17 protein-coding genes are annotated in these 18,652 nt (G+C 73.6%); all 17 read right to left on the reverse strand.

Features of this window, described 5'->3' with window-relative positions; translation table 11 throughout:
• Positions 1 to 11: 11 nt before the first annotated feature.
• Positions 12 to 677 (reverse strand): response regulator, encoded by a 666-nt coding sequence (locus ACP4J0_RS15275; protein WP_426599212.1) that lies wholly within the window; start codon positions 675 to 677, stop codon positions 12 to 14.
• On the reverse strand, positions 674 to 2,011 hold the full coding sequence (locus ACP4J0_RS15280; RefSeq protein ID WP_426599213.1) for a sensor histidine kinase: 1,338 nt from the start codon (positions 2,009 to 2,011) through the stop codon (positions 674 to 676). Before ACP4J0_RS15280 ends, ACP4J0_RS15275 begins: the two co-directional genes overlap by 4 nt.
• Positions 2,012 to 2,103: 92 nt before the next feature.
• A complete protein-coding gene (locus tag ACP4J0_RS15285; RefSeq protein ID WP_426599214.1) occupies positions 2,104 to 2,790 on the reverse strand; it encodes a response regulator in 687 nt (228 codons plus the stop codon).
• On the reverse strand, positions 2,787 to 4,262 hold the full coding sequence (locus tag ACP4J0_RS15290) for a sensor histidine kinase (protein ID WP_426599215.1): 1,476 nt from the start codon (positions 4,260 to 4,262) through the stop codon (positions 2,787 to 2,789). Before ACP4J0_RS15290 ends, ACP4J0_RS15285 begins: the two co-directional genes overlap by 4 nt.
• The gene (locus tag ACP4J0_RS15295) at positions 4,255 to 5,424 is read right to left on the reverse strand and encodes an acyltransferase family protein (RefSeq protein ID WP_426599303.1); all 1,170 of its coding nucleotides are present in this window, start codon (positions 5,422 to 5,424) and stop codon (positions 4,255 to 4,257) included. Before ACP4J0_RS15295 ends, ACP4J0_RS15290 begins: the two co-directional genes overlap by 8 nt.
• 157 nt (positions 5,425 to 5,581) lie before the next feature.
• Positions 5,582 to 6,571 (reverse strand): alpha/beta hydrolase, encoded by a 990-nt coding sequence (locus tag ACP4J0_RS15300; protein ID WP_426599216.1) that lies wholly within the window; start codon positions 6,569 to 6,571, stop codon positions 5,582 to 5,584.
• 239 nt (positions 6,572 to 6,810) lie between these two features.
• A complete protein-coding gene (locus ACP4J0_RS15305; RefSeq protein ID WP_426599217.1) occupies positions 6,811 to 7,722 on the reverse strand; it encodes an alpha/beta hydrolase in 912 nt (303 codons plus the stop codon).
• A gap of 148 nt (positions 7,723 to 7,870) precedes the next feature.
• Positions 7,871 to 9,100: a kynureninase gene (gene kynU, locus ACP4J0_RS15310; RefSeq protein WP_426599218.1), complete on the reverse strand. Its 1,230-nt coding sequence runs from the start codon at positions 9,098 to 9,100 to the stop codon at positions 7,871 to 7,873.
• Complete coding sequence (locus tag ACP4J0_RS15315; RefSeq protein ID WP_426599219.1) at positions 9,093 to 9,908, reverse strand: tryptophan 2,3-dioxygenase; 816 nt, start codon at positions 9,906 to 9,908, stop codon at positions 9,093 to 9,095. The genes kynU and ACP4J0_RS15315 overlap by 8 nt, the downstream gene beginning before the upstream one ends.
• A 152-nt stretch (positions 9,909 to 10,060) precedes the next feature.
• Positions 10,061 to 10,474, reverse strand: coding sequence for a DUF3151 domain-containing protein (locus tag ACP4J0_RS15320; RefSeq protein ID WP_426599220.1), 414 nt, complete (start codon positions 10,472 to 10,474; stop codon positions 10,061 to 10,063).
• 103 nt (positions 10,475 to 10,577) lie between these two features.
• Positions 10,578 to 11,609, reverse strand: a complete 1,032-nt coding sequence (gene fbaA / locus ACP4J0_RS15325; protein WP_426520875.1) for a class II fructose-bisphosphate aldolase — start codon at positions 11,607 to 11,609, stop codon at positions 10,578 to 10,580.
• Between the two features lie 148 nt (positions 11,610 to 11,757).
• Positions 11,758 to 12,330 (reverse strand): orotate phosphoribosyltransferase, encoded by a 573-nt coding sequence (gene pyrE / locus ACP4J0_RS15330; protein ID WP_426599221.1) that lies wholly within the window; start codon positions 12,328 to 12,330, stop codon positions 11,758 to 11,760.
• A gap of 10 nt (positions 12,331 to 12,340) precedes the next feature.
• Complete coding sequence (locus ACP4J0_RS15335) at positions 12,341 to 13,129, reverse strand: aldose 1-epimerase (RefSeq protein ID WP_426599222.1); 789 nt, start codon at positions 13,127 to 13,129, stop codon at positions 12,341 to 12,343.
• A gap of 79 nt (positions 13,130 to 13,208) precedes the next feature.
• Positions 13,209 to 14,219 carry an SRPBCC domain-containing protein gene (locus ACP4J0_RS15340; RefSeq protein ID WP_426599223.1) on the reverse strand — a complete coding sequence of 337 codons (1,011 nt, stop codon included), beginning with the start codon at positions 14,217 to 14,219 and terminating at the stop codon, positions 13,209 to 13,211.
• Between the two features lie 52 nt (positions 14,220 to 14,271).
• Entirely contained in the window at positions 14,272 to 14,967 is a 696-nt protein-coding gene (locus ACP4J0_RS15345) for a response regulator (protein ID WP_426599304.1), read from the reverse strand.
• 107 nt (positions 14,968 to 15,074) lie between these two features.
• On the reverse strand, positions 15,075 to 16,271 hold the full coding sequence (locus ACP4J0_RS15350) for a sensor histidine kinase (RefSeq protein WP_426599224.1): 1,197 nt from the start codon (positions 16,269 to 16,271) through the stop codon (positions 15,075 to 15,077).
• Positions 16,272 to 16,814: 543 nt separating this feature from the next.
• Positions 16,815 to 18,536: a polyamine aminopropyltransferase gene (locus tag ACP4J0_RS15355; RefSeq protein ID WP_426599225.1), complete on the reverse strand. Its 1,722-nt coding sequence runs from the start codon at positions 18,534 to 18,536 to the stop codon at positions 16,815 to 16,817.
• Positions 18,537 to 18,652: the final 116 nt, after the last annotated feature.

Raw genomic sequence — 18,652 nt, forward strand, 5'->3', positions numbered from 1 at the left:
TTCGGTGCCGGTCAGCCCGGCGTCACCAGCCGCGCCTCGTAGGCGAAGACCGCCGCCTGGGTGCGGTCCCTGAGGCCCAGCTTCACCAGGACCCGGCTGACGTGTGTCTTGATCGTCGACTCGGCGACCACCAGGCGCTCGGCGATCTCCGAGTTGGACAGGCCCTGCGCGATCAGGACCAGCACCTCCGTCTCCCGCTCGGTCAGGTCGCCGTACGCCCCCTGCGCCGAGGACATCGGGCGCGGGCCGTCGGACAGCTTCGAGAACTCGGTGATCAGGCGCTTGGTGACCGAGGGGGCGAGGAGGGCCTCACCGGCTGCCACCACCCGGACGCCGTCGGCCAGTTGGCGCGCCGAGGCGTCCTTGAGGAGGAAGCCGGAAGCGCCCGCGCGCAGCGCCTGGTACACGTACTCGTCGAGGTCGAAGGTGGTGAGGACGAGGACCTTCGCCGCGGCGTCCGCCGCGACGATCTCCCGCGTCGCCTCGATGCCGTTCAGCTCCGGCATGCGGATGTCCATCAGGACGACGTCGGGGGCCAGCTCGCGGACCTTCGCCACCGCCTCCCGGCCGTTGACCGCCTCGCCGGCGACCTCGATGCCCGGCATCGCGTTCAGCAGGACCGAGAAGCCCTCGCGCACCATCATCTGATCGTCGGCGATCAGTACGCGGATCGTCATGCTTCACCTTCGGTCTGCGCGGTGACCGGCAGGAACACCACCACCTCGTAACCCCCGTCGTCGGTGGGGCCCGCCGTCATCTCGCCGTTCAGCATCGAGACGCGCTCGCGCATGCCGGTGATGCCGTGGCCCGCGCCGGGCGAGGGCTTCACCAAGGAGAGTTCCGGGATCGGGCCGTTGACGATCCGCAGGCCGAGGCCGCCCAGCACGTAGGAGACCTCGACGCGGGCGGTCGCGCCCGGCGCGTGCCGCAAGGAGTTGCTCAGCGCCTCCTGCACGATCCGGTACGCCGACAGCTCCACGCCGGGCGGCAGCTCGCGCACCGCGCCGGTCGCCGCCTTCTCCACGCTCAGGCCGGCATCGCGCACGTTGGTGAGCAGGGCGTCCAGGTCGGCGAGGGTGGGCTGCGGGGCGTCCGGGGCCTCGTAGTCCTCGGCGCGGACGACTCCGAGCACGCGGCGCAGCTCGGTCAGTGCCGCCACCGCGTTCTCCCGGATGGTGGCGAAGGCGCGCTCCAGCTCCTCCGGCGGATTCTCCACCCGGTAGGGCGCCGCCTCCGCCTGGATGGCGACCACCGACATGTGGTGGGCGACCACGTCGTGCAGCTCGCGGGCGATGGTGGTGCGCTCCTCCAGCAGGGTGCGCCGGGACCGCTCGTGCGCGGTGACCGTCTGCTGGGCGGTGACCTCCTGCCGCGCCTCGCGGCGGACGTGCCGGACGGCGACCATCAGCAGGGCCAGGGCGGAAAGCAGCAGCATGGGCGCGGAGGTGCTGTACTCACCGTCGCCGAGTACGGTCTCCACGAGGAAGGCGTAGGCGGCGGTGAGGACCCACATCCACGCGGCCGTGCGGGGCCGGGTGCGTATCGCCACGACCACCAGCACCGCCAGGTGGCAGATGAAGACGCCGGGCTGCCACGGCCACTCGCCCAGGCTGCCGTCGAGCAGCGCGACCACCGGTGTCGCCAGCATCGACATCCAGAAGGCGCCGACCGGCCGGACCAGCGTGGCCAGCACCGGTGCCGCGCACACCAGCCCGGTCAGCAGAGCCATCGGCCCGTCCATGGTGCTGGCGAAGCAACCGCCGAGCAACGCGATCACGGCGAGGGCCACCACCACCGCGTGCGGCAGGCGGGCGGCGTACCACTGCGGCTTGCCGGAGAGCCGGCGGGTCAGCGGGCCGTCCGTCGCCACGAGCGGCAGCGGACGGCAGGCGAAGGCGTCGTGGAACAGGTCCTGGCGCAGTCCGCTCAGGGCATCCATGGCCAGCCGGAACTCGGGGCTGCGCTCGCCGCCCCCGGAAGGGGCGGTCAGCGTCTGTGTCGTCTCGGTCACGTTCGCAACGGTAGGCGTCGCCGGGGGTCGCGGTCGTCACCAGCGAGAGGGGTTCTTCGGTATCCGTCTCAGGTACTACGGGCCCGGCCCGCTCAGTACCCGGAGGGCCGCACCAGCCCCGACTCGTACGCGAACACCGCCGCCTGCGTCCGGTCCCTGAGCCCCAGCTTCACCAGGATCCGGCCGACGTGCGTCTTCACCGTCTGCTCGGCGACGACCAGCCGCTGGGCGATCTCCGCGTTCGACAGGCCCTGCGCGATCAGGGCGAGCACCTCGGTCTCCCGCTCGGTCAGATCGCCGACGCGGGTCTTCAGCGGGGCGCGCGGCCGGTCGTCCAGCCGGGAGAACTCGGCGATCAGCCGCCGGGTGATGCCCGGCGCGAGCAGCGCGTCCCCGGCCGCCACGACCCGGACCGCCTCGGCGAGCTGGTCGGCGGAGGCGTCCTTCAGCAGGAACCCGGACGCGCCGGCCCGCAGCGCCTCGTACACGTACTCGTCGAGGTCGAAGGTGGTCAGCACCAGCACTCTGATGTCCGGGGTCTCCCCGGTGATGTGGCGGGTGGCGTCGATGCCGCCCAGCTCGGGCATGCGGATGTCCATCAGGACGACGTCCGGGGCCAGCTCGGCGACCTTGGCCACGGCGTCCAGGCCGTCCACCGCCTGCCCGATCACCTCGATGTCGGGCTGGGTGTTGAGCAGCACGGTGAAACCCTGCCGGACCATCTGCTGGTCGTCGGCGATCAGCACGCGGATCACGCGGCCGTTGCTGCTGGTCGTCATCGGGTGTCGTCCTCGGTGGAGTCGGGAGCGGAGGAATCAGGAGCGGAGGAATCAGGAGCGGAGGAATCGGGAGCGGAATCAGGGGCGGAGTCGTGGACAGGACGGCCGGGGCCGTCGGCCGGCAGGAACGCGGCCACCTGGTAGCCGCCGTCCGGCAGTGGCTGCGCCGTCAGGGTGCCGTCGAGCATCGCCACCCGCTCCCGCATGCCGAGCAGGCCGTGCCCCGCACCGTCCGACGGCGCCGGGGCCCGCTTCGGCCGCGTGTTGGAGACGTCCACGCGCAGCCCGATGGGAAGGTGCGTGAGGTGGACCCGGGCGGTCGCGCCCGGCGCGTGCCGCAGGACGTTGCTCAGGGCCTCCTGCACGATCCTGTACGCCGAAAGCTCCACACCGGGCGGCAGGGGCCTGCGCGTCCCGCTCGTCTCGGTGGTGACGGTCAGCCCGGCGGCCCGGATGTTCTCCACCAGCGCGTCGAGCCGGTCGAGGGTGGGCTGCGGGGCGTGCGGGGCGGCGTCGCCCCCGTCGGGCGTCTCCAGCGCGTCGGGGTGCTCGGAACGCAGCACACCCAGCACCCGGCGGAGCTCGGTGAGGGCCTCCAGCGCGTTCTGCCGGATGCCCGCGAGGTTTTCCTTCAGCTCGTCCGGCGGGTTCTCGACGAGGAGGGGGGCGACCTGTGCCTGGATGGAGATCACCGACATGTGGTGGGCGACCACGTCGTGCAGCTCGCGGGCGATGCGCCCGCGCTCCTCCAGCAGGGTGCGCCGGGCTCTCTCCTCGGCGGTCAGCGAGGTCTGCTGCGCGAGTTCCGTGCGGGCCTCGCGGCGTCCGCGCAGGGCGGTGCCCAGCACCACGACGACCGCAAACAGGATGACGGCGAGCTGGCCGGTCGGCTGGTAGTCCAGCGCGCCCACCATGCCCTGCACGATGTAGGTGGCGAGCGCGGTCAGGGCCAGCGCCTCCACGGACACCCGGGTACGGACCCGCAGGGCGAGCAGCAACAGGACGAACAGGTGCGCGATGATCCCGGCGGCCGTCCAGGGCCAGGTGAACTTCTCGCCGCCCGGGACGAATACACCCGGCCCTGGCCGGGTGAACGGGCCGCCATCGGCGACCATCTCGGCCCGCACGGCGAAGGCCCCCACGAGCATGGCCGCCATCGACAGCCACCACGCCGGGACCGGCCGCCACAGTGCGAACACCATCGCGCCGGCCTGGCCGAGGGCGACCAGGAAGGCGAACTCGGGTTCGATCCCGCCGTTGTCGTTGAGCTGGGCCGCGTCACCGAGCAGCACGCCGAGGGCGGCCAGGCAGACGACCCCGTGCGGGAACCAGAGCAGCCACACCGACGGCGGCAGCGGGTCCGCCCGCCAGGTCCACAGGTCGTCGTGCAGCACGCGCAGCATGCGTCCGATCCGACCGCCCGTGGTCATCTGCCGGATCCCCCGTCGCATCACACGGACCACCCTAGACATGACGCGCGCCCGCCGCCCCCGTCCGGCGCCGCGGACGATGCGTCCGGACGACCCGGGAGCGGCGCCGGCCGCCGCCGCGCTCGAAGGAGCGAAAGGCGGCCCAGCAGCCTGCCAGGGCCAGCGCGAACACCGGGAGCCAGGCGAGCCGCGCCGCGACCCAGCCCAGGCCGTCGGGGAGCGTGTGCAGACCAGGCAGACGGCCTGTGAGGAGGCCGGTGGCCGTGGTCGCCATCAGCGCGGTCTGGTGCCACAGGAAGATCGTCATCGCGGAGAGGTTGACCAGCGCGACCACCGCCCATGCCACGGGCCGCCGCATCGCGCGGCGCAGCGGCTCGCGCAGCAGCAGCGCGAGGCCGCACTGCGCCAGGCCGAAGGTGACCGCGGCCAGCGTCGGCGGGTTGAGGTTCGATATCCCGGCACCGGGGACGCCGACCATCGACGCCGGATAGCCCGCCCAGGCGACGAGGGCCGCGGTCGCCGCCGCACCGCCGGTGAGCAGGACCCGGCCTGCGCGGTGGTGGTCCAGTTCGCCGCGGGTCCAGGCGGCGCCGAGGGTGTAGGGGACCAGCCAGCCGGCGGCGAGGTTGATCCAGCCGAGCCAGGCGGGGGCTCCGAACCCGAAGCGCAGCAGGTCCACATGGAGGACGACGACCAGCGGCCACAGCGGGTGCAGCCGGGGCAGGAGCGGCGTCGCCGCGGTCAGCGCGGCGAAGACGAGGAGGAACCACAGCGGGGACAGGGCCAGCTTCACCAGGGTGTGGACCGTCACGAACTCCGCGCCCGTCAGGAGCAGCAGCACCGCCGCCACCATCCACAGGCCGAGGACGGCCGCGACCGGGCGGAACAGCCGGGACAACCGGGCGGACAGCCACCCGCCGTAGGAGGTGCCGCGGGACCGGGCCGACGCGTAACCCCGGGTGGCCACATGGCCGCCTACCAGGAAGAACACGGCCAGGGTCTGGAAGACCCAGGAGATCGGGGACAGCCAGGGCATGTCCTGCAGCGGGCTGGCCGCGCGCAGGCTGTTGCCGTCGGCGACCAGGGCCGTCACCAGCCAGTGGCCGAGGACCACGCCGAGGATGGCGAAGGCCCGCAGGGCGTCGACGGCCCGGTCCCGGTCCACCGGGGTGGCGGAGTCGATCCGGACGGCGGCGCGGCGCAGCCTCCGCACGGGGGCGGCACGGCTCAGAGCCTGCCCGGGTGCGGTGCGGCGCAGCCCCTGCCCGAGGGCGGCACGGCGTAGCCCCCGCCGGTCGGCGGCACCGCGCCACCGGTTCGGCGCGCCGTGCGCAGGACTCGGTGGTGTCCGTCGCGTCGCATCAGTCATGGGTCACCTCCGCGGTCTCGCCCAGGACGATCCGGGCCAGGTTCGTCAGGGAGACGGATCCGGTGTCGAAGTAGTCGCTGTGGCCGCCGTCGCCGGCCGCGAAGACCCGGGCACCGAAGTCCGGGGAGAGCGGATCGGTGCCGAAGCCGACGGTGGTGCCGAAGAGGCCGGCGCTGAGGTGCGGCACGTGCTCCACCCAGTCGTCGGTGCCCCGCGCCGCCCAGATCCGGGCGCTCGTGTGCAGGCCCGCGGCGGAGTCGGCACCGGTGCCGGGGCTGCCGACCAGGGCTATGTCGGCGACGTCCAGGCCGTCGGCGGCGCGGGCGCAGACGACCGAGCCGTAGGAATGGCAGAGGAGGGTGAGGGAGGTGTCGGCGCCTGTGATGCCCCGCAGGTCGTCGACCAGGGAGCGGAGCTTCGGGGCGGCCCGGTCGGCGCGGCCGGTGGTGGCGACCGCGGTGCTGACGGTGCCCGGCGTCTCGTAGCCCAGCCAGGCCACGACCGCCGTGCGGGTCCCCTCGGGCGCCTCGGCGGCGAGCTGCCGGTGCAGGGCGAGCGCGGCGGCACGGAACCGGTCGTACGTGTCGAGGCTCGTGTCGGAGCCGGGGACGAGGACGGCGACGTGGTCGGCGTGGGCCAGGTCTCCGAAGACCTCCGTGGCCCGTCCGGCACCCTGGCCGTCGAAGGCGAGCAGGCGCCGGGACGGGTCCGCCATCGAGCGGTCCGCCGCTGCGCGGTGCCGGTCGCCGTGGTCGGCGGCCATCCGGGACGCCTCGGCGGCGTTGGCCCGGTTGGCGGCGTACGCCTCGTCCAGCGTGTCGGACGTCGGGGCGGCGAGAACGGCGGGGGCCGGAGCGGGGATCTCGGGGCGCGCGGCACCGGAGAGGGGGAGGACCACCGCACCGCAGATGAGCGCGGCGAGGGTGGCACGGCGCCATCTGCTCACGCACCGCCGCCAACGTACCGCCGTCCCGGGCCCCATGGCCTCTCCCTCCAGACCGCCCGTCCATCGGGCTTGTCTGTAAGGGAAGTTATGAATTGCACCGGGTAAACCGCGTCCCGCCAGAGAACTCACCTGCGGGGTAGCTCTCAGGTACTACGGGTACGGGCCAGGGCTCGAGGCCGCGCCGACGATACCGACACACTCATCTGAGCGGGCCGTGAACTTTTCCAGCGAAAAGTTCACGCTTTTCGTGCCTCACCCTCCCCCCCCGGCCAGGCTCACCAAGCCAGCTGCGCGATCTCCTCCGCCACCACCGCACACGCGTCCGCCGCCGGGTCGATCAGCGGATAGTGCCCGACGTCCTCCAGCAGTGTCACGCCCACCACCTCCCCGGCCCTCGCCGCCGCGTCGGCGTACGCCTCGGCGACCGCCTGCGGAACGTCCACGTCGGCACGGCCCTGGACGAGAGTCGTCGCGATGCCGGTCGGCAGCAGCAGGGCCGGGTCGGCGTAGGGCCTGCGCTCGGCGAACAGCTCCTCCCCGCCGAGGAGTTGAAGCGCCGCGCCACCACACACGTCGAGCTTGCCGGCGACCTCGAAGTCGGCGATCGGCGCGAGGGCCACCACACCGCGCAGAGGTGCCGGGCGGTCGGTGCGCCAGGGGGCGTCGGCGGGCAGCAGGTGCCGGCCCGCCGCCCACAGGGCGAGGTGGCCGCCGGCCGAGTGGCCGGTGAGCACGACACGGCGCCCGTCGGCCTGCGGGAGATGCTGCCGCACCAGCGCCGGCAGCGCGTCCAGCGCGGCGGCCACGTCGTCGAAGGTGTCGGGCCAGCGCCCCGCGACGGGGCCGCCCCCGGCCTCACTCCCGTCCTCGCCCCCGCCCTCCGCACCACGCCGGTACTCCACGCTGGCGACGGCGAGACCCCGACGGGCCAGGAAATCGGCGAACGGGCTGACGTGGCGACGGTCGTACGGCGCCCGCCACGAACCTCCGTGCAGCACCACCACGACGGGAGCGGCACCACCCGCGCCCTCCGCGCCACGCGGCACGTAGAAGTCGATCAGCTGGTCGGGATGGTCGCCGTACACAGCGGTGCTGTCGGGGTCGACCGCCGGGTGCGAAAAGGCCGACTTCTCCTCCGCGGCGTCCCTCGCGGCAGCGGTGCCCGGTTCTGCGGCGGCATCCGGCATGCTCAACCTCTCAGCGGCGAAACGATGTTGGCTGACCGGGGAATGGAATCGGCCGTTGGCGGGACGGTATCAGGCCGGTGACGTGCGCCGACATGGGGATGTGACGCTGGGTGAGGACCGGGCTTCCCGCCCGGTCCCCACCCGCTCGTCACACCAGCGTCTCCGCCAGCACCCGCGCCGCCCGCTCCACGTCCGCGAAGCCGACGTACAGGGGGGTGAAGCCGAAGCGCAGGACATCCGGGGCGCGGAAGTCCCCGACCACACCGCGTTCGATCAGCCGCTTCATGACGTCACCGGCGTCGTCACAGCGCAGTGCGACCTGGCTGCCCCGCTCGGCGTGTGCCGCCGGAGTCAGGGACTCCACCCGGCCGTCCAGGACGTACTCCCCGACGCAGCGCAGGAAGAAGTCGGTCAGCGCCAGGGACTTGGCCCGCACCGCCTCCACCGACACCCCGTCCCACACCTGGAGGGCCGCCTCCAGGGCGAGCAGGGAGAGGATGTCCGGTGTGCCGACCCGGCCGCGCGACGCACCTGCCGCAGGGATGTACCCGGGCCGCATGCCGAAGGGCTCGGCGTGCGAGTTCCAGCCCGGCAGCGGGGAGTCGAAACGGTCCTGGAGGCCGTGACGCACATACAGGTACGCGGGCGAACCGGGGCCGCCGTTGAGGTACTTGTACGTGCAGCCGACCGCCAGGTCGACGCCGTACTCGTCGAGCCCGACCGGCAGTGCGCCCGCGCTGTGGCACAGGTCCCAGACGACGTACGCCCCCGCCTCGTGCACCGCGGCCGTGAGCGCGGGCAGGTCGTGCAGCCGGCCCGTGCGGTAGTCGACGTGGTTGAGCAGGACGGCGGCGGTGCGGTCGCCGAGCGCCGACGGCACCTCGGCCGGCGTCACCGGACGCAGGGCGCAGCCCGTCATCCGGGCCGCCGACTCGGCGATGTACCCGTCCGCGGGGAAGGTGGTGGCGTCGACAAGGATCTCGTCCCGGCCCGTACCGTCCTCGCCCGCCATGCGTACGGCGGCGACGAGTGCCTTGAAGACGTTGACGCTGGTGGAGTCGCCCACCACGATCTGCCCGGCCGCCGCCCCGACCAGCGGGGCGATCCGGTCGCCGATCCGTTCGGGCGCGGTCCACCAGCCGCTCTCCTCCCAGGACCGGATGCGCAGCTCGCCCCACTGACGGCGTACGACGTCCGCCACGCGCGCGGGGACCCCGGCCGGGAGGGCACCGAGCGAGTTGCCGTCCAGGTACGTCACGTCGTCGAGCACGAACCGCTCGCGCAGCGCCGCCAGCTCGTCGGCGGCGTCCAGCTTCCCGGCCTCGTCCTTGAGTTCGGACACGTCACACACTCCAGCCTGTTCGGTCGGTTCAGACATACGACCGCGCGGTCCACAGTTCGGGGAACACGTTGTTGCGGGCCCGCTTCTCCAGCCAGGCCACCCCGGCGGAGCCGCCCGTGCCGGTCTTGGAGCCCATCGCGCGGCGGGTGGCGACCAGGTGGTCGTTGCGCCAGCGCCACACCAGCTCCGCGACGTCGGTGAGCGCCTCGCCGAGGCGGGCCAGCTCGCCGTTCTGGTCGCCCGCGTACACGGCCGTCCAGGCGGCCTCGACCTCGGGCGCCGCCTCGTACTTCCGGGTCAGGTCACGCTGGAGCACGGCGTCCGGAATGTCGTACCCGCGCCGGGCGAGCAGCCGGACCACCTCGTCGTACAGGCTCGGCTCGTGCAGCGCCTTCTCCAGCTCCGCGTGGACCCGCGGGGCGCCTCGGTGCGGGACGAGCATGGACGCGGACTTGTCGCCGAGCAGGAACTCCAGGCGGCGGTACATGGCCGACTGGAAGCCGGAACCCTCGCCGAGGGCACTCCGGTACGAGTTGAACTGGGCCGGGGTGAGCTGCCCCAGCGGCGTCCAGGAGGCGTTCAGCGCCTCCAGCTCCCGCACCGAGCGCTTCAGCGCGTCGGTCGCCACCTGGATCCGGTCCTCGCGCAGAGCGCGGGCGGCGGTCTCCCACTCGTGGACGATGACGGTGAACCACAGCTCCATGACCTGGGTCGTGACCAGGAAGACCATCTCTCCGGGATCGTCGGAGAGGGGGTGCTGGAGATGGGTGAGCACGTCCGCCTTGACATAGTCCTCGTACGGCGTGCTGCCCTCGAAATCGAGATTCGGGGCGTCGTGGGACATCGCTGTCTCCTGAGTGCACTTCGGGTAGCGGTCCGCCCTGCCGTTACCGACACGGGGCCCCGGTCCCCAACGTCATCCTCCGCAATCGTCGCAGCAAACCGCAAGGCCCGCCTGCGCACGGCAGGCGGGCCGGGACACGACCGGATCCGGGTTCAGCCCAGCACCTCGGCCGCCGACGGCGAGGAGTCCTTCAGGAACTGGCTGCAGCGCTCGTACTCCTCCTTCTCGCCGATCGCCTGGGCGGCGCGGGCGAGGGCGTGCAGGGCGCGCAGGAAGCCGCGGTTCGGCTCGTGCTCCCAGGGCACCGGACCGTGGCCCTTCCAGCCGCTGCGGCGCAGGGCGTCCAGGCCGCGGTGGTAGCCGGTACGGGCGTACGCGTACGACTCCACGACGCCGCCCCGCTCGAACGCCTCGTCGGCCAGCTGCGCCCAGGCCAGCGAGGACGTCGGGTACTTGGCGGCGACGTCGGCGGGAGAGGTCCCTCCCGCCAGCAGCTCGCGCGGCCCGGGGTCGTCGGGGAGGTGGGTCGGGGGCGGTCCCCCGAGGAGGTTCTCGTGAATGGCCATGGGCACAAGTCTGCGCCATGCCGCCGGCATACGTACGAGGGCCCGGCACCGGCGGGGCGATCCCGCCGGTACCGGGCCCTTCGTGGGCGGCGTGCGACGGCCGCTACTTGATCTTCTGGCCCGCCGAGCGCAGGTGGCCACAGGCCTCGACGACGCGCGCGGCCATGCCGGCCTCGGCCAGCTTGCCCCAGGTGCGCGGGTCGTAGGTCTTCTTGTTGCCGACCTCGCCGTCGACCTTCAGGACGCCGGCGTAGTTGCTGAACATGTGGTCGACGACCGGACGCGTGAAGGCGTACTGGGTGTCCGTGTCGATGTTCATCTTGACCACGCCGTTCTCCAGCGCGGTCGCGATCTCCTCCGCGGAGGAGCCGGAGCCGCCGTGGAAGACGAAGTCGAACGGCTTGCTGCCGGCCGGCTGACCGTACTTCCCGGCGATGCCCTCGTTCAGCTCCTTGAGCAGCTCGGGGCGGAGCACGACGTTGCCCGGCTTGTACACGCCGTGCACGTTGCCGAAGGACGCGGCGAGCAGGTAGCGGCCCTTCTCGCCCAGGCCCAGGGCCTCGACGGTGCGGACCGCGTCGTCGACCGTCGTGTAGAGGGAGTCGTTGATCTCGTGGGAGACGCCGTCCTCCTCGCCGCCCGTCGGGGTGATCTCGACCTCGAGGATGATCTTCGCGGCGCGGGCGCGCTCCAGCAGCTCCTGGGCGATGGAGAGGTTGTCGGCCAGCGTCTCCGCCGAGCCGTCCCACATGTGGGACTGGAACAGCGGGTTGCGGCCGGCCTTGACGCGCTCCTCGGAGACCGCCAGCAGCGGACGGACGTAGCCGTCGAGCTTGTCCTTCGGGCAGTGGTCCGTGTGCAGGGCGACGGTGACGTCGTACTTCTCGGCCACGATGTGCGCGAACTCGGCGAGGGCCACGGCGCCCGTCACCATGTCCTTGCTGTGCTGGCCGCCCAGGAACTCGGCGCCGCCGGTGGAGATCTGGACGATGCCGTCGCTCTCCGCCTCCGCGAAACCGCGCAGGGCCGCGTGCAGCGTCTGGGAAGAGGTCACGTTGATGGCCGGGTAGGCGAACTTTCCTGCCTTCGCCCGGTCCAGCATCTCGTTGTAGACCTCGGGAGTTGCGATGGGCATCTGTCCGCTCCTTGTATGTGCGGGTGGGCGTGAAACGTGCTTATGGCCCTGACCTAGACCTGGGGGGCGACGTCATCGTCGGCCCCATCCTTCCAGACGAAGCGGGATACTCCGAGTGGACCTCGGCCCCGCCTCCGCCCGGCGGACATCAGTCCAGGCCCAGCTCGTCCTTGTCGTACGCGTACAGGTAGGGCACCCCCGCGCCGTCCTGGATCTTCTCCGCGGCACCCGTCGCCCGGTCGACGATCGTCGCCACGGCCACGACCTCGGCACCCGCCTCGCGCACGGCCTCGACCGCGGTGAGCGGGGAACCGCCGGTGGTGGAGGTGTCCTCGACGACCAGCACGCGGCGGCCCTTGATGTCCGGGCCCTCGACGCGACGCTGCAGCCCGTGCGCCTTGGCGGCCTTGCGGACGACGAACGCGTCCAGGCGCTTCCCGCGGGCGGCGGCGGCGTGCAGCATGGCCGCGGCGACCGGGTCGGCGCCCATGGTCAGCCCGCCCACCGCGTCGAAGTCCAGGTCGGCGGTCAGGTCCAGCAGCACCTGTCCGACCAGCGGGGCGGCCTCACCGTCCAGGGTGATGCGGCGCAGGTCGACGTAGTAGTCGGCCTCAAGACCCGAGGAGAGGGTCACCTTGCCGTGCACCACGGCCTTGTCCTTGATCTGCTGCAGCAGCGCGCCGCGTGTGCCTGGCGGCGTTGCTTCGTTGACGTCCGTCATGCCGTCCAGCTTAGAGCCGGGTCCAGCTCCAGGTGGTCGTGGCCTCCAGCGGCTCCAGGGGTGTGACCAGGCGCGGGAGGGTGTTCAGGCCGTTGGGCGGACCGGTCTGCGGCTCCACGCAGACGGCGGCCTCCTGCTCGTCGTACACCACGGCCCACTGCTCCGGACTGGTCACCTTCAGTTCCAGCCGCTCCGGCCAGGTGAGGGTGACGTCGACGCCGTCCGGCATGCCGAAGCAGTCGTCCCACGGGCCCGGCTTCGGGTCGACGCGGTTGCCGGTGGGCAGGTGGTCGTCGCCGCGTTCCTCCTGCCAGGCGGGATCGAAGGCGATCGCCACGTCCGCGCCGTCGAGGGTCCGGTTGAACCACGGGTGCCAGCCGATCTGCGCCGGGAAGGACGACTCGTACGTCTCCACGGACATCGTCAGCGTCAGCGCGTCCCCGGCGAGGGCGATCACCTGGGTGACGCGGCCGGAGTAGGGCCAGGGGTCGGTGAGGTCGTACGTGATGACGGCCTCGTTCCCGGTGACACGGGCGGTGCGCCAGGCGGCGTCGCGGGCGGTGCCGTGGATGGCGTGCGGCGGGGAGTTCAGCGGCATCCGGTGGACGGCCGCGCCGTCCCGGAAGCGGCCCTCGCGGATCCGGCCGCACCAGGGGACCATCGGGAAGCAGCCGTAGCGCTCGCCCTGACGGAGCAGTTCCGTGCCGCCGACGCGCAGCCCGCCGATCCGGCCGCCGTTGCCCGGCAGCACGGTCGCCTCCGCGTCACCCGCGGTCAGCGTGATGGGTTCGTTGCTCACGCCACGACCCTACTGGGGCGATCAAGGGATCCCCCAGTACGTCCGGCGCGGCGGAGCCCGGCGGCCGGGCCGCGGCGGTTCAGCGGCGCCTGCGCAGCACGCGGCCCACCACGATCGCCGACGCCACGACCAGTGCCGCCGCGGGGACGGCCCAGCGCAGGGGAGCACCGGCCGCGCTCGCCTGGGGTGCGGGAACGGGGGCGTACCGGCCGCGCGGCGGGGCGTGGTCCACCTCCTCGGCGCTGCGGCCGATCATCGTGCGGCGCGCGTGCGCGGCCTCTGCGGGGGGCTCGGGCGCGGCAGGGGGCTCGGGCGCGGCAGGGGGCTCGGGCGCGGTAGGGGGCTCAGGAGCGGCAGGGGGCTCGGGCGCGGCAGGGGACTCAGGAGCGGCGGGCGTTTCGGGCACGGCAGGGATCTTGGGGCCGGCAGGGGGCTCGGGCGTCGCGGGGGTTTCAGGCGCGGCGGGGGTTTCAGGCGTGGCGGGGGTTTCGGGCGCGGCGGGGGCCGACGGGGCTTCCGGGACGTCCGGCTCGTTCTCGACGCCCTCGACGTCCCCGACGACTTCGCCCGGGCCCGCGTCCGCGAGGGTCGGCGGGGAGACCTCGGTGTCGAGGACGGAGGTGTGCCGCGGCTCCGCCTCCGCGGCAGGCCGTTCCTTCGCCCCCTCCTCCGCCGCCGTACCCAGGTTCTCCGCGAACCGGGTCAGCAGCCGGGCCGCCGCCGACGCCACCGACTCCCGCGGCAGCTCCGTGACGCGGCCGTCCGCGGTGGCCGTCCCGGTGCAGGCCAGGGTGGAGCCGCCGTCGGCGTCCCGCACCCGCAGGGTGAGCGCGAGCGTGACCGTGCCCGTGCCGCGCGACTCGGTGGCGCCGCCCTCGACGGCGTACGACCCGTCCTCCCGAACGGACAGGCGCAGGGAGCCCCGATAGGTGATGGAGTGACTGCCGACGCGCACCTTCAGCCGTCCCGCGACGGGCTCGGCACCGGCGTCCTGCTGGAGCCCCGGAACCGCCCGGGCGACCCGGGCCGGGTCGGCCAGCACGTCCCTGAGCCGCTCGGCCGGAACCGGAACGAACACCTCATGCTCCATGTCAGCGCAGCCTACCCAGCAGGCGCCCGATACACCCCCCGGCTGCGCAAACTCACCCGAGGCCTCCCCCGCCCCCCGTGCCTCCGGGCCTCACCAGTCCCGTCTCGTACGCCACCACCACCGCCTGCGCCCTGCTGGTCAGGCCCAGCTTGGTCATCGTGCGGTTGAGGTGGGTCTTCACCGTGGCCTCGCTGATGAACAGGCGGTCGGCGGCCTCCGCGTTGCTCAGGCCGCGGGCCACCAGTTTCAGGACCTCGGCCTCGCGGGTGGTCAGCGTCGTCAGCCCGGGCGGCGCGCCGGCGTCCGACGGGCCGGGCCGCCTCGTGTCCGACATCCGCGTGAACGCCTCCACCAGGCGCCGGGTGACCGCGGGGGCGAACAGCGCGTCACCGCCGTGCACCGCGGTGACCGCGGCCAGCAGCCGTTCGGGGCCGGCGTCCTTGAGGAGGAAGCCGGAGGCACCGGCGCGCAGGGCGCCGTAGACGTACTCGTCGAGGTCGAAGGTGGTCAGGACCAGGACGCGGGGCGCGGGGTCCACGGCCTCGGCGAGGATCCGCTCGGTGGCCTGGATACCGGTCATGCCGGGCATGCGGATGTCCATCAGGACGACGTCCGGCCGGGTCCGCCCGGCCAGCACCACCGCCTCGGCACCGTCGGCCGCCTCGCCGACGACCTCCATGCCCGGGGCGGCGCGCAGCAGTGCGGCCAGCCCGCTGCGGACGAGGAACTGGTCGTCGACGACGAGCAGTCGTATCGGACCGCCCCGCTCCCCGTCCGTCGGGCGGTTCTCCGGGCGGTCTCCCGGCGGGCCCGTCGGGTGGTCCCCCGGTCGGCCCGTCGGATGCTCTGCGTCGGTCATTCCCTGACGGCGTCTCCCCGGCGTGCGGTCTGTACCGGCGTCGGCAGGGTCAGGCGCACGCCGAATCCCCCCTCGCTGCGCGGGCCGACGACGATCGTCCCGCCGTAGAGCTTGGCCCGCTCCCGCATCCCGATCAAGCCATGGCCACCGCGCACGGGGAATGTGTCCGGATCCACCCCTTCCCGGCCTCCCTCCCGGCCTCCCTCGCGGGCCCCCTCTCCCCGGCCGTCGTCGGTCACCGACACCACCACCTCGCCCGCGCGGTAGGCGAGTTCGACGGCGGCGGTCGCTCCCGGCGCGTGCTTGAGCACGTTGGTGAGCGCCTCCTGCACCACCCGGTAGACGCACAGCTGGACGCCGGGCGGCACGGGACGCGGTGCGCCGGTGACACGCAGCTCCACGCCCACGCCGCCGGTACGGACCCGGGTGACCATCTCGTCCAGCTGGTCGAGGCCGGGAGCGGGGGCGCCGACCGCGCCCTGCACCCCGTCCGCCCGCAGCAGGCCGAGCATGCGGCGCAGTTCGGCGAGGGCCTCACCGCTGGCCCCCTCGATGGTGTCCAGGGCATCGCGCGCGGTGCGGGCGTCGGAGTGGAAGACGAAGCGGGCCAGTCCGGCCTGGACGTTGATGACGGCGATGTGGTGGGCGACCACGTCGTGCAGTTCACGGGCGATCCGGACGCGTTCCCCGGCCACCTCGCGCCGGGCCCGGTCGGCCTGTTCGGCGCGGAGCTGCCGGGTGAGCTCGCCGGTCCGGCGGGCGACGTACCCGAACCGCCACAGCACCAGCGGGAAGCCCAACGCCTGCCCCGCGACCGACGCCATCGCGGCGGCGTCGCTGACCACCCCGGCGTAGATCCAGACACCGGCGAGCAGGGCGGCGCAGGCGGCGGCGGTGCGGGTGGGGCACAGGGAGGCCACGGTGTAGACGGCGAGCATCGGGCCGAAGGAGCCGACCACGGGCCAGTAGCCGAGGGTGATGTGGACCGCCCAGCAGGCGTGGACGGCGAGGCAGACGGTGACGGGAGCACGGGTGCGCAGCGCGAGCGGGAGGTTCAGCAGGGCGACCAGCGTCCAGGCGAGCGGGTCCAGCGCCGGCCACCCCTGGGCGACGGCCTCGGTGCCGAGCAGGACGGCCACGGTCGTCAGCGCCGCGGCGATCAGGCCGTCGGCCGCCAGAGGGTGCAGGCGCATTGCGGCAGGGTAAGTCCGCCCGCCCGGCAGCGGCGTCATCCTTCCGCCGTACCGCGGAAGTTGCAGGAACCGGGCGCCTACCACGCTGGGTTGGGTCCGGTATCCACCCCCTGCGGGATTCCGGGACGGACGGGACGGCCATAGGTTCTCGGTGCGAACGATCCGCAGGGGGGTGTGGCGGTCCGTCCCGTACCCGGGGGGAGAGGGCCGGGCCGCCGCACGGGGTCGTACGAGGCTCGTACGGGGGCGGGCCGGGGACGTGCCGGGGGCGGACGGCGGGCTCGTGCCGGGGGGCGCGGGCCGGCCGGTTCCCAGGGCGTACACGGGCGAGGTGCCCGAGGAAGAGGACGGACGGTCACGCGGGTGTGCGCGTACTGCGGGAGGGGGCTCGGGGGCGGGCTCGGGGCTCCCGCTGCCCCACGGAATCCGGGTGGGCCCCCGTGACGGGCCTCGCGCCGACCGCCCGAGGCCCGTCACTCCCGGCCCCAGCCCCGTCCCTGGCCCCGGCCCTCGGCCCCAGCCCCGTCCCTGGCCCCGGCACGCTCAGTACCGCGGATGCACCAGCGTCGACGGCGGCAGGCCGGGGATCCGGGTGCGGGACGCGGCACGGGCGTCCCGGGCCAGGGACCGGGGCGTCAGGGTGCGCGGGCGGGGGGCCGTCGGCTCGAGGCGCAGAGCGGGGGCCGTACGGGCGGCCAGGAGGAAGCCCCACTCGCGGGGGGCGTGCGAGGTGGCGGCCGTACGGTCGGGGCCCGGTGCGAAGCCCGTGTCGCGGGCGTCGACGCGGTAGGGGACGGCCCGCAGACCGGCCGCGTGGAGCGTGGCGTCCACCGTCCAGAAGGCGTCGAGGCGTGCGGAGACCGGACCGGCGTGCACGACCAGCCGCCCGTCAGGGGCGAGCACCCGCCGGAGCAGGCCGTAGAACTCCTGCGAGTACAGCTTCGTGCTGGCCGTGATGCCCGGATCGGGCAGGTCCGAGATCACCACGTCGTACATCGCGGTGGGCGTCGAGCGCAGCCGGCGGAAGGCGTCCGCCGTGATGACGTGGACGCGCGGGTCACCGTAGGCGTGCTCGTTCAGCGCGGACAGGCCCGGGTCGTGCCGGGCCAGCCGGGTCAGCCCGGGGTCGAGTTCGACGACGTCGACGCGGCGCACGTCCGGGTGGCGCAGCACCTCCCGCGCGGCGAGGCCGTCACCGCCGCCGAGGATCAGCACGCGCGCGTGCGTGCCGCTCATCGCGGGATGCACCAGCGCCTCGTGGTAACGCCGCTCGTCGCTGCCGCTGACCCGCAGCCGGCCGTCCAGGAACAGGTCGAGGGGCCGGCCGTCGGCGTCGCCGGTGAGGACCACTTCCTGTACGTCGGTCTGGACGGCCACGCGGACGTCCTGGCCGTACACGGCGTGCCGGGCGGCGCGTTCGAAGTCGTCGGCGAGGACGGTCGCCGCGGCGAGGAGCGCGAGCACGACGACGTTGGCGGCCAGCAGCAGCCAGCGGGCCCGGCGGGTCATGTCCCACCGGAACAGGCCGAGGACCAGGGCGGCGCCGACGAACGCGTTGACGATGCCGGTGAGCAGCGCGCCGGTCAGCTGGCCGAGGAAGGGCAGCAGCACGAAAGGAAAGGCGAGGCCGCCGACGAGCGCGCCGACGTAGTCCGCGGCGAACAGGTCGGCGACCGCGCCACCCGCGTCCTGGCGGCGAACGCGCTGGATCAGCTCCATCAGCAACGGAACCTCGGCGCCGATCAGCACACCGATGGCGAGCGAGAAGGCGACCAGGAGGAAACGCGGTCCGTCCGCCCACAGGCCGCCCCAGCCACCGGTCCAGGCGAAGAGGGCATACAGCACCATCGCGCTGGAGCCGCCGACGAGCGCGAGGACGGCCTCGACCGCGCCGAAGCCGGCCGCCGCGAACCGGCGCAGCCGTTTGGCGGCGAGCGAGCCGAGGCCCATGGCGAAGACCATGACGGACAGGACGACGGACGCCTGGGTGACCGAGTCGCCGATCAGGTACGAGGCGAGAGCGACGAGTTCGAGCTCGTAGACGAGCCCACAGGCCGCGCAGACGAACACGCCCGCCAGCACCAGGAACCGCCCGGTGGCCGGCCGGACGGGCAGCCGCGCCGGCACCCCGGGACCGCCCGGCGCCCCGGGACCGCCCGGGGGCCCGCCGGAGGTGTCCGAGGAGCCGCCGGGGCCGCCGGGGCCGCCGGGGCCGCCCCAGGACGGCGGAGAGCCGGGCGGGGCGGGCGCGTGCGGTTCGATCACGGAGTGACGTTACGTCACTCTCTCACTGCACTTCGTCACCCACACGTGTGAAACTGACGTTCCCATGGGCCACCACAGGTTTATCCCGCCCGGGCGCGGGCCCGAGCCCGCGCCCA

Source organism: Streptomyces sp. WG7 (assembly GCF_049975785.1).
Classification (GTDB): domain Bacteria; phylum Actinomycetota; class Actinomycetes; order Streptomycetales; family Streptomycetaceae; genus Streptomyces.